This window comes from Bacillus sp. BS3(2021) (genome assembly GCF_021043345.1).
Lineage (GTDB): Bacteria > Bacillota > Bacilli > Bacillales > Bacillaceae > Bacillus > Bacillus paralicheniformis.
Map to the genome: position 1 here is coordinate 217,934 of NZ_JAJNDM010000004.1, position 19,491 is coordinate 237,424.

Below are 19,491 nucleotides of genomic sequence, written 5' to 3' on the forward strand. Positions count from 1 at the left end.
GGAGGTTTTAACATATGGGCAAGATTGCTTTTCTATTCCCGGGCCAAGGTTCGCAGCATATCGGCATGGGACACGAATTGTATGAAAAAGAACCGAATGCAAAGAAGATTTTTGAAGAAGCGGATCAAACGCTTGAAACAAAACTGAGCACCCTCATGTTTGAAGGGGATGCAAAAGAACTGACACTTACATACAACGCGCAGCCAAGCCTTTTAACAGCGAGTACCGCAGCGCTTCAAAAACTGAAGGAATACGGCATTAAAGCCGACTATGCGGCAGGGCACAGCCTCGGCGAGTACAGCGCATTGGTAGCTGCCGGCGCCTTGTCGTTTAAAGACGCGGTTTATGCCGTCAGAAAGCGCGGCGAATTCATGAATGAAGCCGTGCCCGCAGGTGAAGGCGCGATGGCGGCCATTCTCGGCATGGACAGCCAGGCGCTGAAAGAAGTGACGGACAAAGTTTCCGAAGAAGGAAACCTTGTTCAGCTCGCCAATTTGAACTGCCCCGGGCAGATCGTCATCTCGGGAACAGCTAAAGGCGTCGAGCTCGCTTCAGAGCTTGCCAAAGAAAAGGGCGCAAAACGCGCGATTCCTCTCGAAGTCAGCGGGCCGTTCCATTCCGACCTGATGAAGCCGGCAGCTGATAAGCTTCGTGAAGTTCTTGATGCGTGCAAGATCAGCGATGCAGCCATTCCGGTCGTCTCCAACGTAACAGCCGACTTTGTAACAGATAAAGACGACATTAAGAATAAACTGATTGAACAGCTGTATTCTCCTGTGCGATTTGAAGAAACAATCAGCCGCCTGATTGACGAAGGCGTGACGACGTTCATCGAAATCGGCCCCGGAAAGGTTTTGTCAGGGCTTGTGAAGAAAGTGAACCGCAGAGTCAAAACGATTGCTGTGTCAGACCCGAACACAATTGAACTTGCCGTTCAAACGTTGAAGGAGGAAAACGAAAATGCTGGAGAATAAAACAGCCGTTGTTACAGGAGCCTCAAGAGGGATCGGCCGCACGATCGCCCTGGACCTGGCGAAAAACGGAGCAAATGTCGTCGTCAACTACGCGGGCAATGAAGCGAAAGCGAACGAAGTTGTAGACGAAATCAAAGCGCTCGGCCGCGATGCGTTTGCTTTTAAAGCAGACGTTTCCAATGCGGATGAGGTTCAGGCGATGATGAAGGAAGCGGTCGGCCGCTTCGGCACGCTTGACATCCTTGTCAACAATGCGGGTATTACAAAAGATAATCTGTTCATGAGAATGAAAGAAGATGAATGGGACGACGTCATTAACATAAACTTAAAAGGTGTGTTCAATTGTTCAAAAGCCGTAACAAGACAGATGATGAAACAAAGAAGCGGCCGGATCATCAACATCACCTCGGTTGTAGGCGTCGTCGGTAACGCCGGACAGGCCAACTATGTCGCGGCTAAATCAGGCGTGATCGGCTTGACGAAAACGCTGGCGAAAGAGCTTGCGTCAAGAAATATCACCGTTAATGCAATCGCTCCGGGGTTTATTTCGACGGAAATGACGGACAAGCTGACAAAAGATATTCAAGACGAAATGCTGAAGCAGATTCCGCTTGCACGGTTCGGCGATCCGTCTGACATCAGCAGCGCCGTTGTTTTCCTCGCATCTGACCATGCGAGCTACATGACCGGCCAGACGCTGAACATCAACGGCGGAATGGCTATGGTTTAAACGAAATCAAAAATTGAATTATCTCTGGTTTTTTAAAAACGAATCAACTATAATACTTGAGGGGAGGTGAATAGCTATGGCAGACGCATTAGAGCGTGTAACAAAAATCATCGTAGACCGCCTCGGCGTGGATGAAGCCGACGTCACTCTTGAAGCTTCTTTTAAAGAGGATTTAGGCGCTGATTCCCTTGATGTAGTTGAGCTTGTCATGGAACTTGAAGACGAGTTTGATATGGAGATTTCTGACGAAGATGCTGAAAAGATTGCAACAGTCGGTGACGCTGTGAACTACATAAATAGTAAGCAGTAAGCTCATTTAAAGTCCCGTTTAAAGACGGGGCTTTATCCCTTTATAAATGCGGCTTTAATTTTAATGTTTTGCTGCCCAATGATACACGAACCTGCCTTTTCATAGGAGGTGAGGTGAACTTGATGTGCCCATATGGAGGTTGCTATGTCAAAACATTCACATTTCAGAGACAAAAAAATGTTTCAAAAGAAAGCGGAGCAGTTTAAAAAGTTTCAGGAACGGATTTCGGTTCAATTTCAAAACGAGAAGCTTTTATATCAAGCATTTACACATTCATCTTATGTGAATGAGCATCGAAAGAAGCCATATGAAGATAATGAGAGGCTTGAATTTTTAGGAGACGCCGTTTTGGAACTGACGATTTCTCAATTTTTATACGCCAAATACCCGGCGATGAGCGAGGGTGATTTGACGAAATTGAGAGCGGCGATCGTATGTGAGCCTTCTTTGGTTTCCCTGGCCCATGAGCTTTCTTTCGGAGAGCTTGTTCTATTGGGAAAAGGAGAGGAAATGACTGGAGGAAGAAAGCGTCCGGCGCTTTTAGCCGATGTGTTTGAAGCTTTTATCGGTGCGCTCTATCTGGATCAGGGGCTCGAAGCTGTCGTGGCCTTTCTGAAAGCGTACGTTTTCCCTAAAATCGACGATGGTGCTTTTTCTCATGTGATGGATTTTAAAAGCCAGCTGCAGGAATTTGTACAGCGCGACGGACGAGGTATTCTGGAGTATAAAATCCTTCAGGAAAAAGGACCGGCGCACAACCGCGAATTTGAAGCAAACGTATCGCTAAAAGGAGAAGTACTTGGGGTGGGAAGCGGCCGTTCCAAAAAAGAAGCAGAACAGCATGCCGCTCAAGAAGCGCTCGCGAGGCTGCAAAAACACCATATGAAACAATAAATCCCCCTTGCAAAACTCAGGGGGATTTCAATGTATTTTAAGCCTTTTCGATGGGGTTATGATAGAATTGTAATACTTTAATACATAAGGAGGATCACCATGTTCCTCAAACGTTTAGACGTGATAGGATTTAAATCGTTTGCAGAACGAATTTCTGTAGATTTTGTAAAAGGCGTGACAGCTGTCGTCGGTCCGAACGGCAGCGGAAAAAGCAACATTACCGACGCGATCCGCTGGGTGCTCGGTGAACAGTCCGCCAAATCGCTCAGAGGCGGTAAAATGGAAGACATCATTTTTGCAGGCAGCGATTCGCGGAAAAAGCTGAATCTTGCCGAAGTGACGCTGACGCTTGACAATGACGACCGCTTTTTGCCGATCGATTTTCACGAAGTCAGTGTGACGAGAAGAGTCTACAGATCTGGGGAAAGCGAATTTCTCATCAACAACCAGCCGTGCCGTCTGAAAGATATCATTGATCTTTTTATGGATTCGGGGCTTGGAAAAGAAGCGTTTTCCATCATCAGCCAAGGCAAAGTCGAAGAGATTTTAAGCAGCAAGGCTGAAGAGCGGAGAAGCATCTTTGAAGAAGCGGCCGGCGTATTAAAATACAAAACGAGAAAGAAAAAAGCCGAAAACAAGCTGTTTGAGACACAGGACAATTTGAACCGTGTCGAAGACATCCTCCACGAGCTCGAGGGGCAGGTGGAGCCGCTGAAAGTGCAGGCTTCGATCGCCAAAGACTACCTTGAAAAAAAGGATGAGCTTGAAAAAATCGAAATCGCGTTAACGGCGTATGATATCGAAGAGCTTCACGGAAAATGGGAAGCCCTTCAGCAGAAAGTCGAAAAGGCGAAAGACGAAGAGATGTCTTCGTCTGCGGCCATCCAGGCAAAGGAAGCCAAAATCGAAGAGGCAAGAGACAAAATTCAAGCGCTCGACGAATCGGTCGATGAGCTTCAGCAAGTGCTGCTTTTGACAAGCGAGGAACTGGAGAAGCTTGAAGGCCGGAAAGAAGTGCTGAAGGAACGCAAAAAAAACGCGACGCAAAACAGAGCTCAGCTTGAAGAAGCGCTCGTCCAGCGCAGTGAAAAAGAGCGAAGCCTGAAAGAAAAAATCGCCGCGCAGAAGCTTGTGTTTGAAAAGCTCGAGGCCGAAGCAAAAGAGCTTGCCCGAAAGGTGAAAGAAAAGAATCAGGCTCTATCCGGATACAGCGAAAATGTAGAAGAAGAAATCGAACAGCTGAAAAGCGATTATTTCGAGCTCTTGAACGAACAGGCATCCGTCCGAAACGAGCTTCAATTTCTTGAAGACCAAATGTCCCAATCCGCGGCGCAGCAAAAACGACTCGCGCAAAACAATGAAAAATATTTAAGCGAGCGGAAGGAAATCGCCGACCGAAAGATGAAAACCGAACACGAATTCAGCCTCGTCGACGAGCGCCTTCACAGCCAGATTCAAGCATTCAGGGACGCGCAAAAAAGCTATGAACAGAAAAAAAGCCAGTACGAGAAAAAGGAATCCGCCCTTTACCAAGCTTATCAATACGTTCAGCAGGCGCGCTCCAAAAAGGAAATGCTTGAAGCGATGCAGGAGGACTTCTCAGGGTTTTATCAAGGCGTCAAAGAAGTATTAAAGGCCAAGAGCGAGCTTCCGGGCATTCGCGGTGCGATTGCAGAGCTGTTAAAGACGGACGAGCGGTATGAAACAGCGATTGAAATCGCGCTCGGCGCAACGGCCCAACATGTTGTCACTGACGATGAAGACGCCGCCAGACGGGCGATTCAATATTTGAAAAAGCATTCGTTCGGAAGGGCGACCTTTCTCCCGCTTTCCGTCATCAAAGAGCGCCGCATTCAGTCGCGAGATATCGAAGCGGCGAAAGAAAATCCGTCGTTCATCGGCATCGCCAGCGAGCTTGTTTCGTTTGATCCGGCCTACCGGACCGTCGTGCAAAACCTGCTTGGCACCGTGCTGATCACCGAGCATTTAAAAGGCGCCAACGATCTTGCCAAACGGCTCGGCCACAGATACCGGATCGTCACCCTTGAAGGGGATGTCGTCAATCCGGGCGGTTCAATGACGGGAGGAGCCGTTAAGAAAAAAAGCAGCTCGCTTCTGGGACGCAACAGGGAGCTGGAAGCCCAGACAAAACGTCTCGCCGAGATGGAAGAGAAAACCGAATTGCTCGAAAAAGAAGTGAAAGCCCTGAAGCAGACGATGCAAGAGCTTGATGCCAAACTTCAGTCACTCCGCGAGGACGGGGAAGGCTTAAGAACCGAACAGCAGGAAATCAAAGGGCGTCTGTACGAACTCGAAATCGCCGAGAAAAACGTCAACAGCCATTTGGAGCTCTACGATCAGGAAAAATCGGCTCTGCTCGAAGGGGACGAAGACAAGAAACGGCGTAAAAAAGAGCTTGAAGAAAAGCTCACATCGATCGCCGGCGGGCTGAAGCGCCTCGATTCCGAAATCGAAGCGATGACGGAGCGGAAACAGACACAGACCTCGACGAAAGAAGCGCTGCAAAGCGAGCTGACCGATTTGAAAGTGGTGCTGGCGAAAACCGAACAGTCGTGTGCGAATGAACGGGAAAAGCTCGCAAGGCTTGAAGAAGAGTATGCCGAGAATGCGGAAGCGCTCAAAATTGCCGAAGAGGATCTCTCTTTCTTGACGACAGAAATGTCCTCCAATACTTCCGGGGAGGAAAAACTTGAAGAAGCTGCGAAAACGAAGCTGAACGACAAAAATAAAACCGCAGAGCTTATCGCATCAAGAAGAGAGCAGCGGATGAAACTGCAAAAAGGCCTTGAAACCGAAGAGCTGGAACTGAAAGAAATGAAGCGCCAGTATAAGCAGATGGCAGGCCTCTTAAAAGACGAAGAAGTCAAGCTCGGCCGCATGGAAGTCGAACTCGACAACCTGCTCTCTTTCCTGCGGGAAGAGTATGGACTTTCATTTGAAGGGGCGAGGGAAAAATATCCTTTGGAGCTTTCCCCTGAAGAGGCGAGGAAGCGCGTCAAGCTGATCAAGCTTGCAATCGAAGAGCTGGGAACGGTGAACCTCGGCAGCATTGAGGAATTCGAAAGGGTCAATGAACGCTACCTCTTCCTCTCGGAGCAGAAAGACGACCTGCTCGAAGCGAAAAATACGCTCTTTAAGGTTATCGAGGAAATGGATGAGGAAATGACGAAGCGTTTTGCGGAAACATTTGCACAGATCAGTTCTCATTTCGAAGACGTCTTCCGGGCGCTGTTCGGCGGCGGAAGAGCCGAACTCAAGCTGACAGATCCGAATGACCTGCTCCAATCGGGCGTCGATATTATCGCTCAGCCTCCGGGCAAAAAGCTGCAGAACCTGAGCCTGCTTTCCGGCGGGGAACGGGCCTTGACGGCGATCGCGCTCCTGTTTTCGATCCTCAAAGTCAGACCGGTTCCGTTCTGCGTGCTGGATGAAGTCGAGGCGGCGCTTGACGAAGCGAACGTGTTCCGCTTTGCCCAATACTTGAAAAAATACAGCCATGAAACCCAGTTTATCGTCATCACCCACCGGAAAGGAACGATGGAAGAAGCCGATGTTCTTTACGGCGTGACGATGCAGGAATCAGGCGTTTCCAAGCTGGTCTCAGTCAAGCTTGAAGAAACAAAAGAACTAGTTCAATAAAGCGAGGTTACAGGACATGAGCTTTTTTAAAAAACTGAAAGAAAAAATCACACAGCAGACCGATTCGGTTTCAGGCAAATTTAAAGAAGGCCTGGCGAAAACGAGAAATACGTTTCAGGAGCGGGTCAATGAGCTTGTCTCCCGCTACCGGAAAGTGGACGAGGATTTTTTTGAAGAGCTTGAAGAGGTTCTGATCAGCGCTGATGTCGGCGTTTCAACGGTGATGGAGCTGATTGACGAACTGAAAAGCGAGGTCAAACGAAGAAATATTCAGGACCCGAAAGAGGTTCAGTCCGTCATTTCTGAAAAGCTCGTCGAAATCTATGAAGGCGGGGAGCAGGAAGCAGCAGAGCTCCGCGTCGAAGACGGCCGCTTAAACATCATTTTATTCGTCGGCGTAAACGGCGTCGGCAAAACGACGACGATCGGCAAGCTTGCCCATCAATTCATCAAAGAAGGCAAAAATGTCGTCCTTGCTGCCGGAGATACATTCAGAGCCGGCGCGATCGATCAGCTTGAAGTGTGGGGAGAGCGCGTCGGCGCGCATGTCGTCAAACAGGCTGAAGGCTCGGACCCTGCGGCCGTTATCTATGACGCCGTTCAAGCCGCGAAAGCGCGCGGCGCCGATGTTCTGCTTTGCGACACGGCAGGACGTCTCCAAAATAAAGTGAACTTAATGAAAGAACTCGAAAAGGTAAAGCGCGTGATTCAGCGCGAAGTGCCTGATGCACCTCATGAAGTGTTGCTCGTACTGGATGCGACGACAGGACAGAACGCGATGACACAGGCGCGCGAATTTTCCAAAGCGACTGATGTCTCCGGCATCGTGCTGACGAAGCTCGACGGAACGGCAAAAGGCGGCATCGTCCTCGCCATCCGCCACGAGCTCCAGATTCCGGTCAAGTTTGTCGGACTGGGAGAAAAAATGGATGACCTGCAGCCGTTTGAAGCAGAGTCATATGTATACGGCCTGTTTTCCGATCTGATCGAGAAAGAAGAGTAGGCGCGGAAAACCCCTTCGCCGGGGTTTTCTTTTTCGCCGTCATGTATGACAAGATAAAAACTTGACAGATCAAATATTTCAGCGTAAACTAATGTATCGTAAAGGGATTTGACTTAACAAAGGGGAGAGTCTCATGACGCTTGAAAAAACAACGAGAATGAATTACCTATTCGATTTCTATCAGTCGTTGTTGACATCAAAACAAAAAAGCTACATGTCGCTTTACTACTTAGACGATTTCTCCCTTGGCGAAATAGCTGAAGAATATCATGTCTCAAGGCAAGCGGTCTATGACAATATCAAGCGGACCGAAGCCATGCTTGAGCAATATGAAGAAAAGCTACTTTTGTTTAAAAAATTTCAAGAGCGCAATAAGATTTTTGAAGAGCTGAGAAAGCTGACTGACGGTCAGCCCGAAGCGGAATCCCTGATCGACGCGCTTGAGAAATTAGATTAGGAGGCGGCACTTAATATGGCATTCGAAGGATTAGCCGACCGACTGCAGCAAACGATCTCAAAAATCCGCGGAAAAGGAAAAGTAACGGAGCAAGACGTCAAAGACATGATGCGCGAAGTCCGTTTAGCGCTCCTTGAAGCGGACGTCAATTTTAAAGTCGTGAAAGATTTTGTGAAAAAGGTAAGCGAACGAGCTGTCGGACAAGACGTCATGAAAAGCCTGACGCCCGGACAGCAGGTCATTAAAGTGGTAAAAGAAGAACTGACGGAGCTGATGGGCGGCGAGGAAAGCAAGATTGCCGCTGCAAAGCGTCCGCCGACCGTCATCATGATGGTCGGTTTGCAAGGGGCCGGTAAAACGACGTCGACCGGAAAGCTCGCCAACCTGCTTCGCAAAAAACATAACCGCAATCCGCTGCTCGTGGCAGCAGACATCTATCGCCCGGCGGCGATCAAACAGCTGGAAACGCTCGGCAAACAGCTCGATATGCCGGTATTTTCACTGGGTGACAAGGTCAGTCCGGTTGAGATTGCCAAGCAGGCCATCGAAAAGGCGAAAGAAAATCATCATGACTACGTTCTCATCGATACGGCGGGACGCCTTCACATTGATGAAGACCTGATGGATGAGCTTGGGCAGGTAAAAGAAACAGCTCAGCCGGAAGAGATTTTCCTTGTCGTTGATTCCATGACGGGTCAAGATGCGGTAAATGTTGCCAAAAGCTTCAACGAACAGCTCGGTGTGACGGGTGTCATTCTGACGAAGCTTGACGGTGATACAAGAGGCGGGGCGGCCTTGTCGATCCGCGCCGTGACCAACACGCCGATCAAATTTGCCGGAATGGGCGAAAAGCTTGATGCGCTGGAGCCGTTTCATCCCGAACGGATGGCCTCGCGAATTCTCGGAATGGGCGATGTGCTCACCCTTATCGAGAAAGCCCAGGCCAACGTAGACGAAGAAAAGGCGAAAGAACTCGAGCAAAAAATGAAAAATATGAGCTTTACGCTCGACGACTTTTTGGAACAGCTCGGACAGGTCCGCAATATGGGGCCGCTTGAAGATCTGATTCAAATGATGCCCGGCGCAGGCAAAATGAAAGGCTTAAAAAACGTTAAAGTTGATGAAAAACAGCTCAGCCATATCGAAGCCATCATCAAGTCGATGACCGGGAAGGAAAAAGAGCAGCCTGAGATCATCAATGCAAGCAGGCGCAAACGGATTGCGAAAGGAAGCGGGACATCCGTACAGGAAGTCAACCGTCTTTTAAAGCAATTTGAAGAAATGAAAAAAATGATGAAACAGATGACAAACATGACAAAAGGCAAGAAAAAAGGGTTTAAACTGCCCTTCATGTAAACCTGTTTTCAGATGATAAAAACGTTGTTAAGAAAAAACACTTTACAAACACTTTTATCATTGTTAATATACTATCTTGTTGAAATATTTTCGGAGGTGCTAGTAAAATGGCAGTAAAAATTCGTTTAAAACGTATGGGAGCAAAAAAATCTCCTTTCTATCGTATTGTTGTAGCAGATTCTCGTTCACCGCGTGACGGCCGTTTCATCGAAACAGTCGGAACTTACAACCCGGTTGCAAAACCAGCGGAAGTCAAAATCGACGAAGAGCTTGCGCTTAAATGGCTTCAAACAGGAGCTAAACCATCTGACACGGTTCGCAACCTGTTCTCTAAAGAAGGCATTATGGAAAAATTCCACAACGCTAAACAAAGCAAATAATGAGTGATCTGCACTTGGAAGAGCTGATTGTATCACTGGTCAAACCGCTTGTGGATCATCCGGATGACGTTCAGGTTTTCAGAGAGGAAAATCCAGAGCGGACGATGTTCCGCTTGTCTGTCAACAGAGAGGATACCGGCAAGATCATCGGCAAAAAAGGGCGCACTGCAAGGGCGATACGCTCTGTCGTATTTGCGGCAGGCGCACAGTCTTCTAAGAAAGTTCAACTTGAGATCGCAGACTAAGGGGAGAGGGTGAAAACCTCCCCCTTTTTTAACATGTAAGAAAAATAGAAACAGATGAACGATTCCGATTGTCAGCTTATGCCAGGCTGCCGGATTTCAGGGAAAGGAAAAATCACGGGACAGTAGGTGATGATGCCATGCAAATTATCCAACGTGTTACCGTTATGCAGGTTTTGACTGAAAACAGCAAAAAAAAGCTGCTGGCTTCTTTTGAAGAACGAAAGGAAATCCTTGAGCGCGAATGCAACCAGCTCTATTTTCAGCTCAGGAAGCACGAAAAGGAACACCACAATCCGGCAGCGACTGAATCATTTAAAAAAGAAATTGAAAAACGTCAGGACAAGATTAAAATGATCGTTTTTCAAATCAATCAAATCCATACACTGCCGCTTGGCAGCGAAGTAAAGGAAAAAGAAATCGACGCTTTAATGGACATTGAAGTCGGGGATAATTGGCATGATATGACGACGGGAAAAACAATCGTGATTAAAGACGGGATCGTCATTGAAATTCGTCCGAGGTGAAGAAATGCTGAAACAATGGTTTAATGTAGGGAAAATTGTTAATACTCATGGGGTAAAAGGCGAAGTCCGCGTCATTTCAAGAACCGATTTTCCTGAGGAACGGTACAAGCCCGGAAACGCTCTCTACTTGTTCCGTGAAGGAACAGACGAGCCTGTCAAGGTGACCGTCAGCGCCCACAGGCTTCATAAACAGTTCCACCTTTTGCAGTTTAAAGAGGTTGAAACGCTCACCGAAGCCGAAAAATTAAAGAATGCCTTGATTAAAGTTCCCGAAGACCAATTAAGCCAGTTGGCGGAAGACGAGTACTACTTTCACGAAATCATCGGCTGCGATGTTTTTTCGGAAGACGGGGATTTAATCGGCAAGGTCAAAGAAATTTTAACGCCGGGCGCCAACGATGTCTGGGTCGTGGCCAGACCGGGAAAGAAAGACGCGCTTATCCCTTATATCGACGCCGTTGTCAAAGAGATTAATGTGGCGGATCAAACGATCAAGATTCATATCATGGAAGGGTTACTTGACGAATGAAAATCGATTTTTTAACGCTTTTTCCGGAAATGTTTGAAGGTGTGCTCGGCTCGTCGATCCTGCAAAAAGCTCAGGATAAGGACGCTGTCCACTTTCGCGTGGTGAACTTTCGGGCCTTTTCCGACAACAAGCATCAAACCGTTGATGATTATCCATACGGCGGGGGAGCAGGAATGGTGCTGAAACCGCAGCCTGTCTTTGATGCGGTCGAAAAGCTGACAGCTGAAGCCGAAGGGTCTCCGAGAATCATCCTCGTCTGCCCCCAAGGGGAACGCTATACCCAACAGAAGGCTGAAGAACTGGCGCAGGAAGAGCATTTAATGTTCATTTGCGGGCATTATGAAGGGTATGATGAGCGGATCAGAGAGCACCTGTCTACAGACGAAATTTCGATCGGAGATTTCGTTTTGACAGGGGGAGAGCTGCCGGCGATGATGATCGCAGACAGTGTTGTGCGGCTTTTGCCGGGCGTACTCGGCAAGGAAGAATCGCACCTTGAAGACTCTTTTAGCACGGGGCTTCTTGAACACCCCCATTATACGCGGCCGGCAGATTATAAAGGCCTGAAGGTGCCGGACGTTCTGACATCCGGGAACCATGCGAAAATCAAAGAATGGCGGCGGAAGGAGTCTCTCAGGCGCACTTTTTTAAGGCGGCCCGACCTTCTGGAAAACTATCCTTTATCTGAAGAAGAGCGAAAATGGATTTCTGAATGGAAAAACCGGTAGATTCTATTGCACCCGGAAAAAAGGTGTGGTATGATACTACTTGTGACTTGAACGGGAACGCTCGTTTAAGTTTGAAAACGATGTTCCGCTGTGCCGGTTAACTCGCGCAAGAGCATCTGTTGGAAGGAGTTGAAGACGATGCAAAAATTGATTGAAGATATCACAAAAGAACAATTGCGCACTGATTTGCCTGCGTTCCGTCCTGGTGATACTTTACGTGTACACGTTAAAGTTGTCGAGGGTAACCGTGAGCGTATCCAGGTTTTTGAAGGTGTCGTGATTAAGCGTCGTGGTGGCGGAATCAGCGAAACTTTCACAGTTCGTAAGATTTCTTACGGTGTCGGAGTTGAGCGTACATTCCCATTGCACACACCGAAAATCGCGAAAATCGAAGTTGTCCGTCATGGTAAAGTACGCCGTGCGAAACTTTATTACCTGCGCGAACTTCGTGGAAAAGCGGCTCGTATTAAAGAAATCAGACGATAAAGATAACGAACGAAAAGAGCTTGTTAACCATAACAAGCTCTTTTTTTGTCAAACAAGTATAAATGCACCGCACCATTAAAAGAATAGCAATAACAGAAAGTAGGTGTCAGACAAATGGTGATCCAATGGTTCCCAGGGCATATGGCCAAAGCGAGGCGGGAAGTAACGGAGAAACTCAAGCTGATCGACATTGTATACGAACTGGTCGACGCCAGAATTCCGATGTCTTCAAGAAACCCGATGATTGAAGAGATTTTAAAAAACAAACCGAGGATCATGCTGCTCAACAAGGCGGATAAAGCGGACTCCTCCGTGACGAAGGCTTGGAAGCAGCACTTTGAAAAAGACGGGATTCCTTCTCTCGCCATCAACTCGGTCAACGGACAGGGGCTCAATCAAATTCTTCCCGCTTCAAAAGAGTTGCTGAAAGAAAAGTTTGATAAAATGAAAGCAAAAGGTGTAAAGCCGCGCGCGATCAGAGCGTTGATCGTCGGCATTCCGAACGTCGGCAAATCGACTTTAATCAACCGGCTGGCGAAAAAAAACATCGCCAAAACGGGCGACAGACCCGGGATCACAACGGCGCAGCAGTGGGTGAAGGTCGGAAAAGAGCTCGAGCTTCTCGATACCCCGGGGATTTTATGGCCGAAGTTTGAGGACGAGCTTGTCGGGCTGAGGCTTGCGGCAACAGGTGCAATTAAAGATTCGATTATCAACTTGCAGGATGTCGCCGTCTACGGTTTGCGCTTTTTGGAAGAGAATTACCCTGAGCGCTTAAAAAAGCGCTACGATCTGGAAGAGATTCCAGAAGAGATTGCAGCGCTTTTTGATGAGATCGGAAAAAAACGCGGCTGTCTCATGGCCGGAGGCGAGATCAATTACGACAAGACGACAGAAGTCATCATCCGCGATATCCGCACCGAAAAGTTCGGTCCGCTTTCTTTTGAAAAGCCGGAGGATATGTAAAAAGGCGCGCTTTTAAAAGAGCGGGCCTTTATTTTTGCAGGAGATGCGCCGATAAGAACATTAGGGGAGAAGAGAAAGTGAAAACATTAACCGTCAAAGAAATTAAAGAACATCTTCAATCGGTGAGTGATGAAAAAGACCCTTTTATAGAGCAGTGCAAAAATGATGGGCGAAAAAGCGTCCAAGCGCTTGTCGACGCCTGGCTGAAGAAAAATGAAAGGCTTTCGGCCATGCAGGAAGAGTGGCAGGTGATGACGTCTTTCGAACGGTCGCTGAGAGCGCGGGGCTATCAATATATCGCCGGAATCGACGAGGCGGGCAGAGGGCCTCTCGCAGGGCCTGTTGTTGCCGCCGCTGTCATCCTCAAAGAAGACTGTGAAATATTAGGGCTGACAGATTCGAAAAAACTGTCAAAGCAAAAAAGAGAAGACTATTATTCATACATTATGGAAGAAGCCGCAGCAGTCGGCGTCGGGATCGCTGACGCTGATGAGATCGATGAGCTGAATATTTATGAAGCCTCGAAAGCGGCGATGCTGAAAGCGGTCCAAGCGCTGGACGTCGCTCCGGATTATCTTCTAATCGACGCCATGTCGCTTGCAGTCGAAACAGAGCAGTCATCGATCATTAAAGGGGATGCAAAAAGCGCATCGATAGCGGCAGGCGCATGCATCGCAAAAGTGACGAGAGACAGGCTGATGGATGAATACGCCGCAAAGTATCCTCTCTACGGCTTTGAAAAGCATAAAGGCTACGGAACAAAAGAGCATCTGCATGCCCTTGCCAAATACGGCCCGTCGCCGATACACCGAAGATCGTTCGCCCCTGTTAAAGCACATGAATAACGTTCCGGAGGAAGAATGACTTTGATGATGCTGAACGATGTACATAACAGCTTAAGAAAACAATTTGAACAAGCTGATCCTCTCCAGCGGATCAGCGGAACGGAGACGGATCAGAAAAGGCTGATGCTCGGCAAAGTGCTCCGCTTTATCAGCGAGCAGTTCGCCGAAATACAAATCGGCAATACGAAATGGCAGGGGAAGCTTGAGGCACCCCTGAAAGCGGGCGCTCATTACTGGTTTTCGTATGAAAAGAAGCCTGATGAAGCGACAGGCCGCCTTCAGGTCGTTGAAGCGTTTGACAAAAACCCAAAGACAGTGCAGGATGCCGCTTTTAAGCTGTTGAACGGGCTTTCTCTGAAGCGGACGAAGGAAGCTGTCTTTCTGGTCGGAGCGTTGCTGAAGGAGCAGCAGCCGATCAGGGAAAACGATTTAAGAGCCGCCATCAAGTGGCTTGAAAATCTGCCGAAGTCTGACGCCCAAAAAGGCGCCGATGCCGTCATGTTCGCTCTTAAACGCGAACTTCCCGTCCATCCCGGCGTGCTCGATTCGATTTTGGCCGTCAAAAACCCAGTACCGCTGAACGAGCAGATTGCCAAAACATTTGATATGATCACGAACGCCACTCAGCAATCCGCAGGCATGGAAAAGCTGAAGCAGGCGCTTTTGCCTGTTTTACAAGCGGAGACCGAGGTGCATGCCGAAAAGCTGATTCAAAAGCTTGCAGAACACGTCAGGTCGCTCGAAAAAGGAGAACTGCAGGGCGTTCAGCCATTAAAGCCGCAGGTTCATTCAGAAGTCGGGAATCCTTTGCAAAAAGCTGACGCCGGCGGCACCCAAGGACAAGAAGCAAAAGCTGTTCAGCAGCAGCCGCAAAAAGCAGAAATCGCGGCAGCTAAAGACCTGCTCGCTAAATTGGCGGCACAAGCCGAAACGAACGGGACGCATATTGTAAAAGAAGCGGCAGGCGTCATCAGAGCGCTTGAATCGAGCGGATCTCTAGGACAAGCTCCGGCCGTTCCGGGCGGATTCACGCCAAAAGAGACGGAATTATTGCAGCATATCATGAAAGAAACAGCACCTGCATTAACGAATAAAGCCGATGTATTTTCCGTTCTCCTCAAGATCAAAGACCTTTTAGGCGTCAGAGATGAACTCTCATTGTTGAGAGCGATGGAAAACGGCGCTGTTCTCAAAGATCAGGGCCTTCAATCTTTAAAGCTCGTGCTGAATGAAATGAGGCATGCTTCCGATCTTCCCGCTCCTGTAAAACAGGAAGCTGATCAAATCTTTCACCGTTTAAACGGACAGCTGTTTTTGCAAAATGATCAGCCTGCCCAGAGCCAGCTTTTTCTGTCGTACCCTTTGTTTTCAAAAAACGGCGTTCAGGATTTGACCGTTTTCTTAAAAGGGCAGAAAAAGGACGACGGAAAGATCGACCCTTCCCAGTGCCGCCTTATGTTTTACCTTCAGTTGGAGGCCTTGGAAGAGACGGTGATCGATTGTTTAATCCAGCAAAACGTCATGACGGTTACAATTGAAACAGGATTCGACTTGGAGCCTTTGCTTGAACCGCTGGTCCCCGCTTTAAAGGAAAATCTGAAAGAACTGGGCTACAGCTTGTCAGGCGTCACAGCAAAAAAACGGGAAAACATGAAGCTTGCTCCTTTTCTGGACGCCCGCTTTGAACAAATTACAGAGAGCGCAGTGGATGTGAAAATATGAAGGAAGAATCTGTTCCATTAAGAAGAGCTGTTGCGCTTCACTACGATGAAATGAAGGATAAGGCGCCGAAGGTGGTTGCCAAAGGATCGGGATACACGGCGGAGAAGATCATTGAAGAGGCGCAGAAAGCCGGCGTTCCGATTCAGGAAGATGCGACGCTTGTCGAATTAATGCGCCACTTGGAGCTTGACGATCACATTCCTGAAGCGCTTTACGAAATCGTCGCCGAGATCTTTTCATTCGTCTATACGCTTGATGAAAAATTGAAAAAGAGGGAATGACTTTTGAAAAAAAGCCGTTTCCTCTATTAATTTTATATTTTTAATAAAATAAAAGTGTGAATGTTTAGAAGGATTTTACGATTTCTCATCGAAACCTAGACAATCGATCTATGATTATATAAAATGAAAGCGCAGTCTATTTTTATTTTTGCTACATAAGTTAGGAGGATGGGAAATGAATATCCATGAGTACCAAGGGAAAGAAGTACTCAGACAATACGGAGTGGCTGTTCCGGAAGGTAAAGTGGCATTTACAGCAGATGAAGCGGTCAAAGCAGCGGAAGCGCTGTCCAGCTCGGTTTATGTCGTGAAAGCTCAAATTCACGCCGGCGGACGCGGTAAAGCTGGCGGGGTTAAAATTGCAAAATCAAAAGAAGAAGTCAAAGCCTATGCGGATGAATTGTTGGGGAAGACGCTTGTCACTCACCAGACGGGTCCTGACGGCCAGCAAATAAAACGCTTACTTATTGAAGAAGGCTGCGATATCAAAAAAGAATACTATGTCGGTCTGGTTCTTGACAGGGCGACTTCACGCATCGTGCTGATGGCATCCGAAGAAGGCGGCACGGAAATTGAAGAAGTCGCTGAAAAAACGCCGGAAAAAATCGTCAAAGAAGTGATCGATCCGGCTGTCGGACTGCAGGGTTACCAGGCGAGAAAAATCGCCTTCGCCATCAATATCCCGAAAGAGCTTGTCGGCCAGGCTGTTAAGTTTATGATGGGATTGTACAAGGCGTTTACTGAAAAAGACTGTTCCATTGCTGAAATCAATCCGCTCGTCGTCACAGGTGACGGAAAAGTCATGGCCCTTGACGCCAAGCTGAACTTTGACAGCAATGCGCTATACAGACAAAAAGACATCTTGGAGTACAGAGATCTCGATGAAGAAGATCCGAAGGAAATCGAAGCATCCAAGTATGATTTAAGCTATATTTCGCTCGATGGAAACATCGGCTGCATGGTCAACGGAGCGGGGCTTGCGATGTCGACCATGGACATTATCAAGCACTACGGAGGGGAACCGGCCAACTTCCTTGACGTTGGAGGCGGCGCGACAGCTGAAAAGGTAACGGAAGCGTTCAAGATCATTTTGTCTGATCAAAACGTCAAAGGGATCTTTGTCAATATTTTCGGCGGTATCATGAAATGCGACGTCATTGCAGAAGGTGTTGTTGAAGCGACGAAACAAGTCGGTCTGACATTGCCGCTTGTCGTTCGCCTTGAAGGCACCAATGTCGATCTCGGCAAGAAGATCCTCGATGATTCAGGACTCAATATTACGTCTGCGGAATCAATGGCTGACGGCGCGCAGAAAATCGTATCCTTAGTGAAGTAAGAAAGGCAGGGGACCAAAATGAGTGTATTTATTAATAAAGACACAAAAGTCATTGTTCAGGGGATAACGGGTTCAACCGCTTTGTTTCACACAAAGCAGATGCTTGAATACGGAACGAAAATTGTCGGCGGAGTCACACCGGGCAAAGGCGGAACAGAGGTTGAAGGGGTGCCTGTGTTCAACACGGTCGAAGAGGCTGTAAAGCAGACCGGAGCAAATGCGTCTGTCATTTACGTTCCTGCGGCTTTTGCAGCCGATGCGATTATGGAAGCGACAGATGCTGAGCTTGATCTTGTCATCTGTATTACTGAGCACATTCCGGTGCTGGATATGGTAAAAGTTAAAAGGTATATGGAAGACAAGAAAACAAGGCTCATCGGTCCGAACTGTCCAGGAGTCATTACGCCTGAGGAGTGTAAAATCGGGATCATGCCCGGATATATCCATAAAAAAGGCCATGTCGGCGTTGTGTCGCGTTCAGGAACCCTTACATATGAAGCGGTTCATCAGCTTTCAGAAGCAGGAGTCGGCCAGTCAACGGCAGTGGGCATCGGCGGAGACCCTGTCAACGGGACGAACTTCATCGATGTGCTGAAGGCGTTTAATGAAGATCCTGATACACATGCAGTAATCATGATCGGCGAAATCGGCGGAACAGCTGAAGAGGAAGCGGCCGAATGGGTGAAAGCCAACATGACCAAACCTGTCGTCGGTTTCATCGGAGGAAAAACAGCGCCTCCTGGCAAGCGTATGGGGCATGCCGGCGCCATCATTTCCGGAGGAAAAGGAACGGCGGACGAAAAGGTCAAAACAATGAACGCCTGCGGAATCGAAGTGGCTGAAACGCCTTCTGTTATGGGAGAAACATTGATTAAAGTGCTGAAGGAAAAAGGCCTTTACGAAACGTGTAAAACACACTGATCTTAACATGAGCAGGAATAGTCCGATTGGTCTATTCCTGCTTTTTCATAACTGGTTAAATCGTTTAGTACTTTCAGATTGTTTTGTTTTAAAAATGTTTGGAGGTTTTTGAATGAACGACAGCAGCGAGCTTTTGATATTGCTCCGCCTTCGCGGCACACTCTCCCCTTCTCTGCTGACCAAGTGGTGGAAGCAGGATCCTTCCTTGTCTCTTACGGGCGAAAAAAACCATCTTTTAACGAAGCTTTCATTAAAAAGATCAGACTTGTGCTCCATACGAAAACTGGCGGAACAAGAACTGTCTAATGTTAAACGGCTCATCCGTTCTTACGAAGCGGCTGGAGTCCGCATGGCCGCCATATGTTCCCCCGATTATCCAGCCAGCCTGAAAACCATTCATGACCCGCCTCCCGTCCTTTTTTTAAAAGGAGATGTTAAACTTCTCAATGAACAAAGACTGATCGGAATCGTCGGAACCCGCAGCCCGTCATTATACGGAAAAAGAGCAGCGGTTCACCTTGTCAGGGAGCTTTGCAAAAAAAGCTGGACGATCGTCAGCGGCCTTGCAAAAGGAATTGACGGTCTTGCCCATCAGGAGAGCATCTGTTCAAAGGGAAGGACAATCGGCGTCATCGCGGGCGGATTCAATAGCATATATCCCCGTGAACACCGCCAGCTCGCCGGTCAAATGGCCGAAAACCACCTGCTGGTATCAGAGCACCCTCCCCACGTTAAACCTCAAAAATGGCACTTTCCGATGCGAAATCGGCTGATCAGCGGATTAACGGAAGGAATCGTTGTCGTCCAGGGAAAGGAAAAGAGCGGGTCGCTCATCACAGCATATCAAGCCCTTGAGCAGGGGCGGGAGGTGTTCGCCGTGCCTGGTCCGATCTTTGACGCCAACTCTTTCGGTCCTTCAAGGCTGATCCAGGAAGGGGCGAAACTCGTATTGAATATTGAAGATATTTTGAGCGAACTGCCGCCTTCACGCACTCAATATCCGGAACCTGTTTAGAATTATCGTTTGACAAACTGTATTGTAATATTTAATAATAGTGAGGATTTCAAGTTTAAACGCTTTAATCGGCGTTCAACATATAGAAGGATTAAATCAGACACTTTTCGTAAAAATAATGATTATATA

21 protein-coding genes are annotated in these 19,491 nt (G+C 47.9%); all 21 read left to right on the top strand.

What is annotated here, in order from left to right; genetic code table 11:
* Window positions 1-14: 14 nt before the first annotated feature.
* The 21 genes from fabD (at window position 15) to dprA (ending at window position 19,362) form a co-directional block, all read left to right on the top strand.
* Window positions 15-974, top strand: coding sequence for an ACP S-malonyltransferase (gene fabD, locus LQ247_RS11140; protein ID WP_101560832.1), 960 nt, complete (start codon window positions 15-17; stop codon window positions 972-974).
* The gene (gene fabG / locus LQ247_RS11145; RefSeq protein ID WP_231006055.1) at window positions 961-1,704 is read left to right on the top strand and encodes a 3-oxoacyl-[acyl-carrier-protein] reductase; all 744 of its coding nucleotides are present in this window, start codon (window positions 961-963) and stop codon (window positions 1,702-1,704) included. The genes fabD and fabG overlap by 14 nt, the downstream gene beginning before the upstream one ends.
* Before the next feature lie 76 nt (window positions 1,705-1,780).
* Window positions 1,781-2,014 (top strand): acyl carrier protein, encoded by a 234-nt coding sequence (acpP, locus tag LQ247_RS11150; protein ID WP_003181706.1) that lies wholly within the window; start codon window positions 1,781-1,783, stop codon window positions 2,012-2,014.
* Between the two features lie 144 nt (window positions 2,015-2,158).
* Entirely contained in the window at window positions 2,159-2,908 is a 750-nt protein-coding gene (gene rnc, locus LQ247_RS11155) for a ribonuclease III (RefSeq protein ID WP_023857216.1), read from the top strand.
* 99 nt (window positions 2,909-3,007) lie between these two features.
* Complete coding sequence (gene smc / locus LQ247_RS11160) at window positions 3,008-6,568, top strand: chromosome segregation protein SMC (protein ID WP_231006057.1); 3,561 nt, start codon at window positions 3,008-3,010, stop codon at window positions 6,566-6,568.
* A gap of 16 nt (window positions 6,569-6,584) precedes the next feature.
* A complete protein-coding gene (gene ftsY / locus LQ247_RS11165) occupies window positions 6,585-7,571 on the top strand; it encodes a signal recognition particle-docking protein FtsY (RefSeq protein WP_020451366.1) in 987 nt (328 codons plus the stop codon).
* Window positions 7,572-7,704: 133 nt separating this feature from the next.
* The gene (locus LQ247_RS11170) at window positions 7,705-8,028 is read left to right on the top strand and encodes a putative DNA-binding protein (RefSeq protein WP_020451367.1); all 324 of its coding nucleotides are present in this window, start codon (window positions 7,705-7,707) and stop codon (window positions 8,026-8,028) included.
* A gap of 15 nt (window positions 8,029-8,043) precedes the next feature.
* Window positions 8,044-9,384 carry a signal recognition particle protein gene (gene ffh / locus LQ247_RS11175; protein ID WP_231006059.1) on the top strand — a complete coding sequence of 447 codons (1,341 nt, stop codon included), beginning with the start codon at window positions 8,044-8,046 and terminating at the stop codon, window positions 9,382-9,384.
* A gap of 107 nt (window positions 9,385-9,491) precedes the next feature.
* Window positions 9,492-9,764 (top strand): 30S ribosomal protein S16, encoded by a 273-nt coding sequence (gene rpsP / locus LQ247_RS11180; protein ID WP_006638197.1) that lies wholly within the window; start codon window positions 9,492-9,494, stop codon window positions 9,762-9,764.
* The gene (locus LQ247_RS11185) at window positions 9,764-10,009 is read left to right on the top strand and encodes a KH domain-containing protein (RefSeq protein ID WP_023857213.1); all 246 of its coding nucleotides are present in this window, start codon (window positions 9,764-9,766) and stop codon (window positions 10,007-10,009) included. The genes rpsP and LQ247_RS11185 overlap by 1 nt, the downstream gene beginning before the upstream one ends.
* Before the next feature lie 137 nt (window positions 10,010-10,146).
* Window positions 10,147-10,533 carry a YlqD family protein gene (locus LQ247_RS11190; protein ID WP_020451370.1) on the top strand — a complete coding sequence of 129 codons (387 nt, stop codon included), beginning with the start codon at window positions 10,147-10,149 and terminating at the stop codon, window positions 10,531-10,533.
* Between the two features lie 4 nt (window positions 10,534-10,537).
* Window positions 10,538-11,062 (top strand): ribosome maturation factor RimM, encoded by a 525-nt coding sequence (rimM, locus tag LQ247_RS11195; protein ID WP_020451371.1) that lies wholly within the window; start codon window positions 10,538-10,540, stop codon window positions 11,060-11,062.
* Window positions 11,059-11,790: a tRNA (guanosine(37)-N1)-methyltransferase TrmD gene (gene trmD, locus LQ247_RS11200; RefSeq protein ID WP_020451372.1), complete on the top strand. Its 732-nt coding sequence runs from the start codon at window positions 11,059-11,061 to the stop codon at window positions 11,788-11,790. Before rimM ends, trmD begins: the two co-directional genes overlap by 4 nt.
* A 138-nt stretch (window positions 11,791-11,928) precedes the next feature.
* Window positions 11,929-12,276, top strand: a complete 348-nt coding sequence (gene rplS / locus LQ247_RS11205; protein ID WP_020451373.1) for a 50S ribosomal protein L19 — start codon at window positions 11,929-11,931, stop codon at window positions 12,274-12,276.
* Window positions 12,277-12,390: 114 nt separating this feature from the next.
* Window positions 12,391-13,242: a ribosome biogenesis GTPase YlqF gene (gene ylqF / locus LQ247_RS11210; protein WP_020451374.1), complete on the top strand. Its 852-nt coding sequence runs from the start codon at window positions 12,391-12,393 to the stop codon at window positions 13,240-13,242.
* 77 nt (window positions 13,243-13,319) lie between these two features.
* Entirely contained in the window at window positions 13,320-14,087 is a 768-nt protein-coding gene (locus LQ247_RS11215) for a ribonuclease HII (RefSeq protein WP_048350339.1), read from the top strand.
* Between the two features lie 24 nt (window positions 14,088-14,111).
* Entirely contained in the window at window positions 14,112-15,809 is a 1,698-nt protein-coding gene (locus LQ247_RS11220) for a hypothetical protein (RefSeq protein ID WP_035338774.1), read from the top strand.
* On the top strand, window positions 15,806-16,090 hold the full coding sequence (locus tag LQ247_RS11225) for a FlhB-like flagellar biosynthesis protein (RefSeq protein WP_020451377.1): 285 nt from the start codon (window positions 15,806-15,808) through the stop codon (window positions 16,088-16,090). Before LQ247_RS11220 ends, LQ247_RS11225 begins: the two co-directional genes overlap by 4 nt.
* 175 nt (window positions 16,091-16,265) lie before the next feature.
* The gene (gene sucC / locus LQ247_RS11230) at window positions 16,266-17,426 is read left to right on the top strand and encodes an ADP-forming succinate--CoA ligase subunit beta (protein WP_026579739.1); all 1,161 of its coding nucleotides are present in this window, start codon (window positions 16,266-16,268) and stop codon (window positions 17,424-17,426) included.
* 18 nt (window positions 17,427-17,444) lie between these two features.
* A complete protein-coding gene (gene sucD / locus LQ247_RS11235) occupies window positions 17,445-18,347 on the top strand; it encodes a succinate--CoA ligase subunit alpha (protein WP_020451379.1) in 903 nt (300 codons plus the stop codon).
* Between the two features lie 112 nt (window positions 18,348-18,459).
* A complete protein-coding gene (gene dprA / locus LQ247_RS11240; RefSeq protein ID WP_057957852.1) occupies window positions 18,460-19,362 on the top strand; it encodes a DNA-processing protein DprA in 903 nt (300 codons plus the stop codon).
* Window positions 19,363-19,491: the final 129 nt, after the last annotated feature.

Bases quoted from the DNA above. Each gene is read 5' to 3' on its own strand.
- ftsY (WP_020451366.1), top strand. From the start codon at position 6,585: ATGAGCTTTTTTAAAAAACTGAAAGAAAAAATCACACAGCAGACCGAT.
- ffh (WP_231006059.1), top strand. From the start codon at position 8,044: ATGGCATTCGAAGGATTAGCCGACCGACTGCAGCAAACGATCTCAAAA.
- fabD (WP_101560832.1), top strand. From the start codon at position 15: ATGGGCAAGATTGCTTTTCTATTCCCGGGCCAAGGTTCGCAGCATATC.
- LQ247_RS11190 (WP_020451370.1), top strand. From the start codon at position 10,147: ATGCAAATTATCCAACGTGTTACCGTTATGCAGGTTTTGACTGAAAAC.
- rpsP (WP_006638197.1), top strand. From the start codon at position 9,492: ATGGCAGTAAAAATTCGTTTAAAACGTATGGGAGCAAAAAAATCTCCT.
- sucD (WP_020451379.1), top strand. From the start codon at position 17,445: ATGAGTGTATTTATTAATAAAGACACAAAAGTCATTGTTCAGGGGATA.
- LQ247_RS11185 (WP_023857213.1), top strand. From the start codon at position 9,764: ATGAGTGATCTGCACTTGGAAGAGCTGATTGTATCACTGGTCAAACCG.
- LQ247_RS11170 (WP_020451367.1), top strand. From the start codon at position 7,705: ATGACGCTTGAAAAAACAACGAGAATGAATTACCTATTCGATTTCTAT.
- rplS (WP_020451373.1), top strand. From the start codon at position 11,929: ATGCAAAAATTGATTGAAGATATCACAAAAGAACAATTGCGCACTGAT.
- rnc (WP_023857216.1), top strand. From the start codon at position 2,159: ATGTCAAAACATTCACATTTCAGAGACAAAAAAATGTTTCAAAAGAAA.
- fabG (WP_231006055.1), top strand. From the start codon at position 961: ATGCTGGAGAATAAAACAGCCGTTGTTACAGGAGCCTCAAGAGGGATC.
- LQ247_RS11225 (WP_020451377.1), top strand. From the start codon at position 15,806: ATGAAGGAAGAATCTGTTCCATTAAGAAGAGCTGTTGCGCTTCACTAC.
- smc (WP_231006057.1), top strand. From the start codon at position 3,008: ATGTTCCTCAAACGTTTAGACGTGATAGGATTTAAATCGTTTGCAGAA.
- rimM (WP_020451371.1), top strand. From the start codon at position 10,538: ATGCTGAAACAATGGTTTAATGTAGGGAAAATTGTTAATACTCATGGG.
- ylqF (WP_020451374.1), top strand. From the start codon at position 12,391: ATGGTGATCCAATGGTTCCCAGGGCATATGGCCAAAGCGAGGCGGGAA.
- acpP (WP_003181706.1), top strand. From the start codon at position 1,781: ATGGCAGACGCATTAGAGCGTGTAACAAAAATCATCGTAGACCGCCTC.
- LQ247_RS11220 (WP_035338774.1), top strand. From the start codon at position 14,112: ATGATGCTGAACGATGTACATAACAGCTTAAGAAAACAATTTGAACAA.
- trmD (WP_020451372.1), top strand. From the start codon at position 11,059: ATGAAAATCGATTTTTTAACGCTTTTTCCGGAAATGTTTGAAGGTGTG.
- sucC (WP_026579739.1), top strand. From the start codon at position 16,266: ATGAATATCCATGAGTACCAAGGGAAAGAAGTACTCAGACAATACGGA.
- dprA (WP_057957852.1), top strand. From the start codon at position 18,460: ATGAACGACAGCAGCGAGCTTTTGATATTGCTCCGCCTTCGCGGCACA.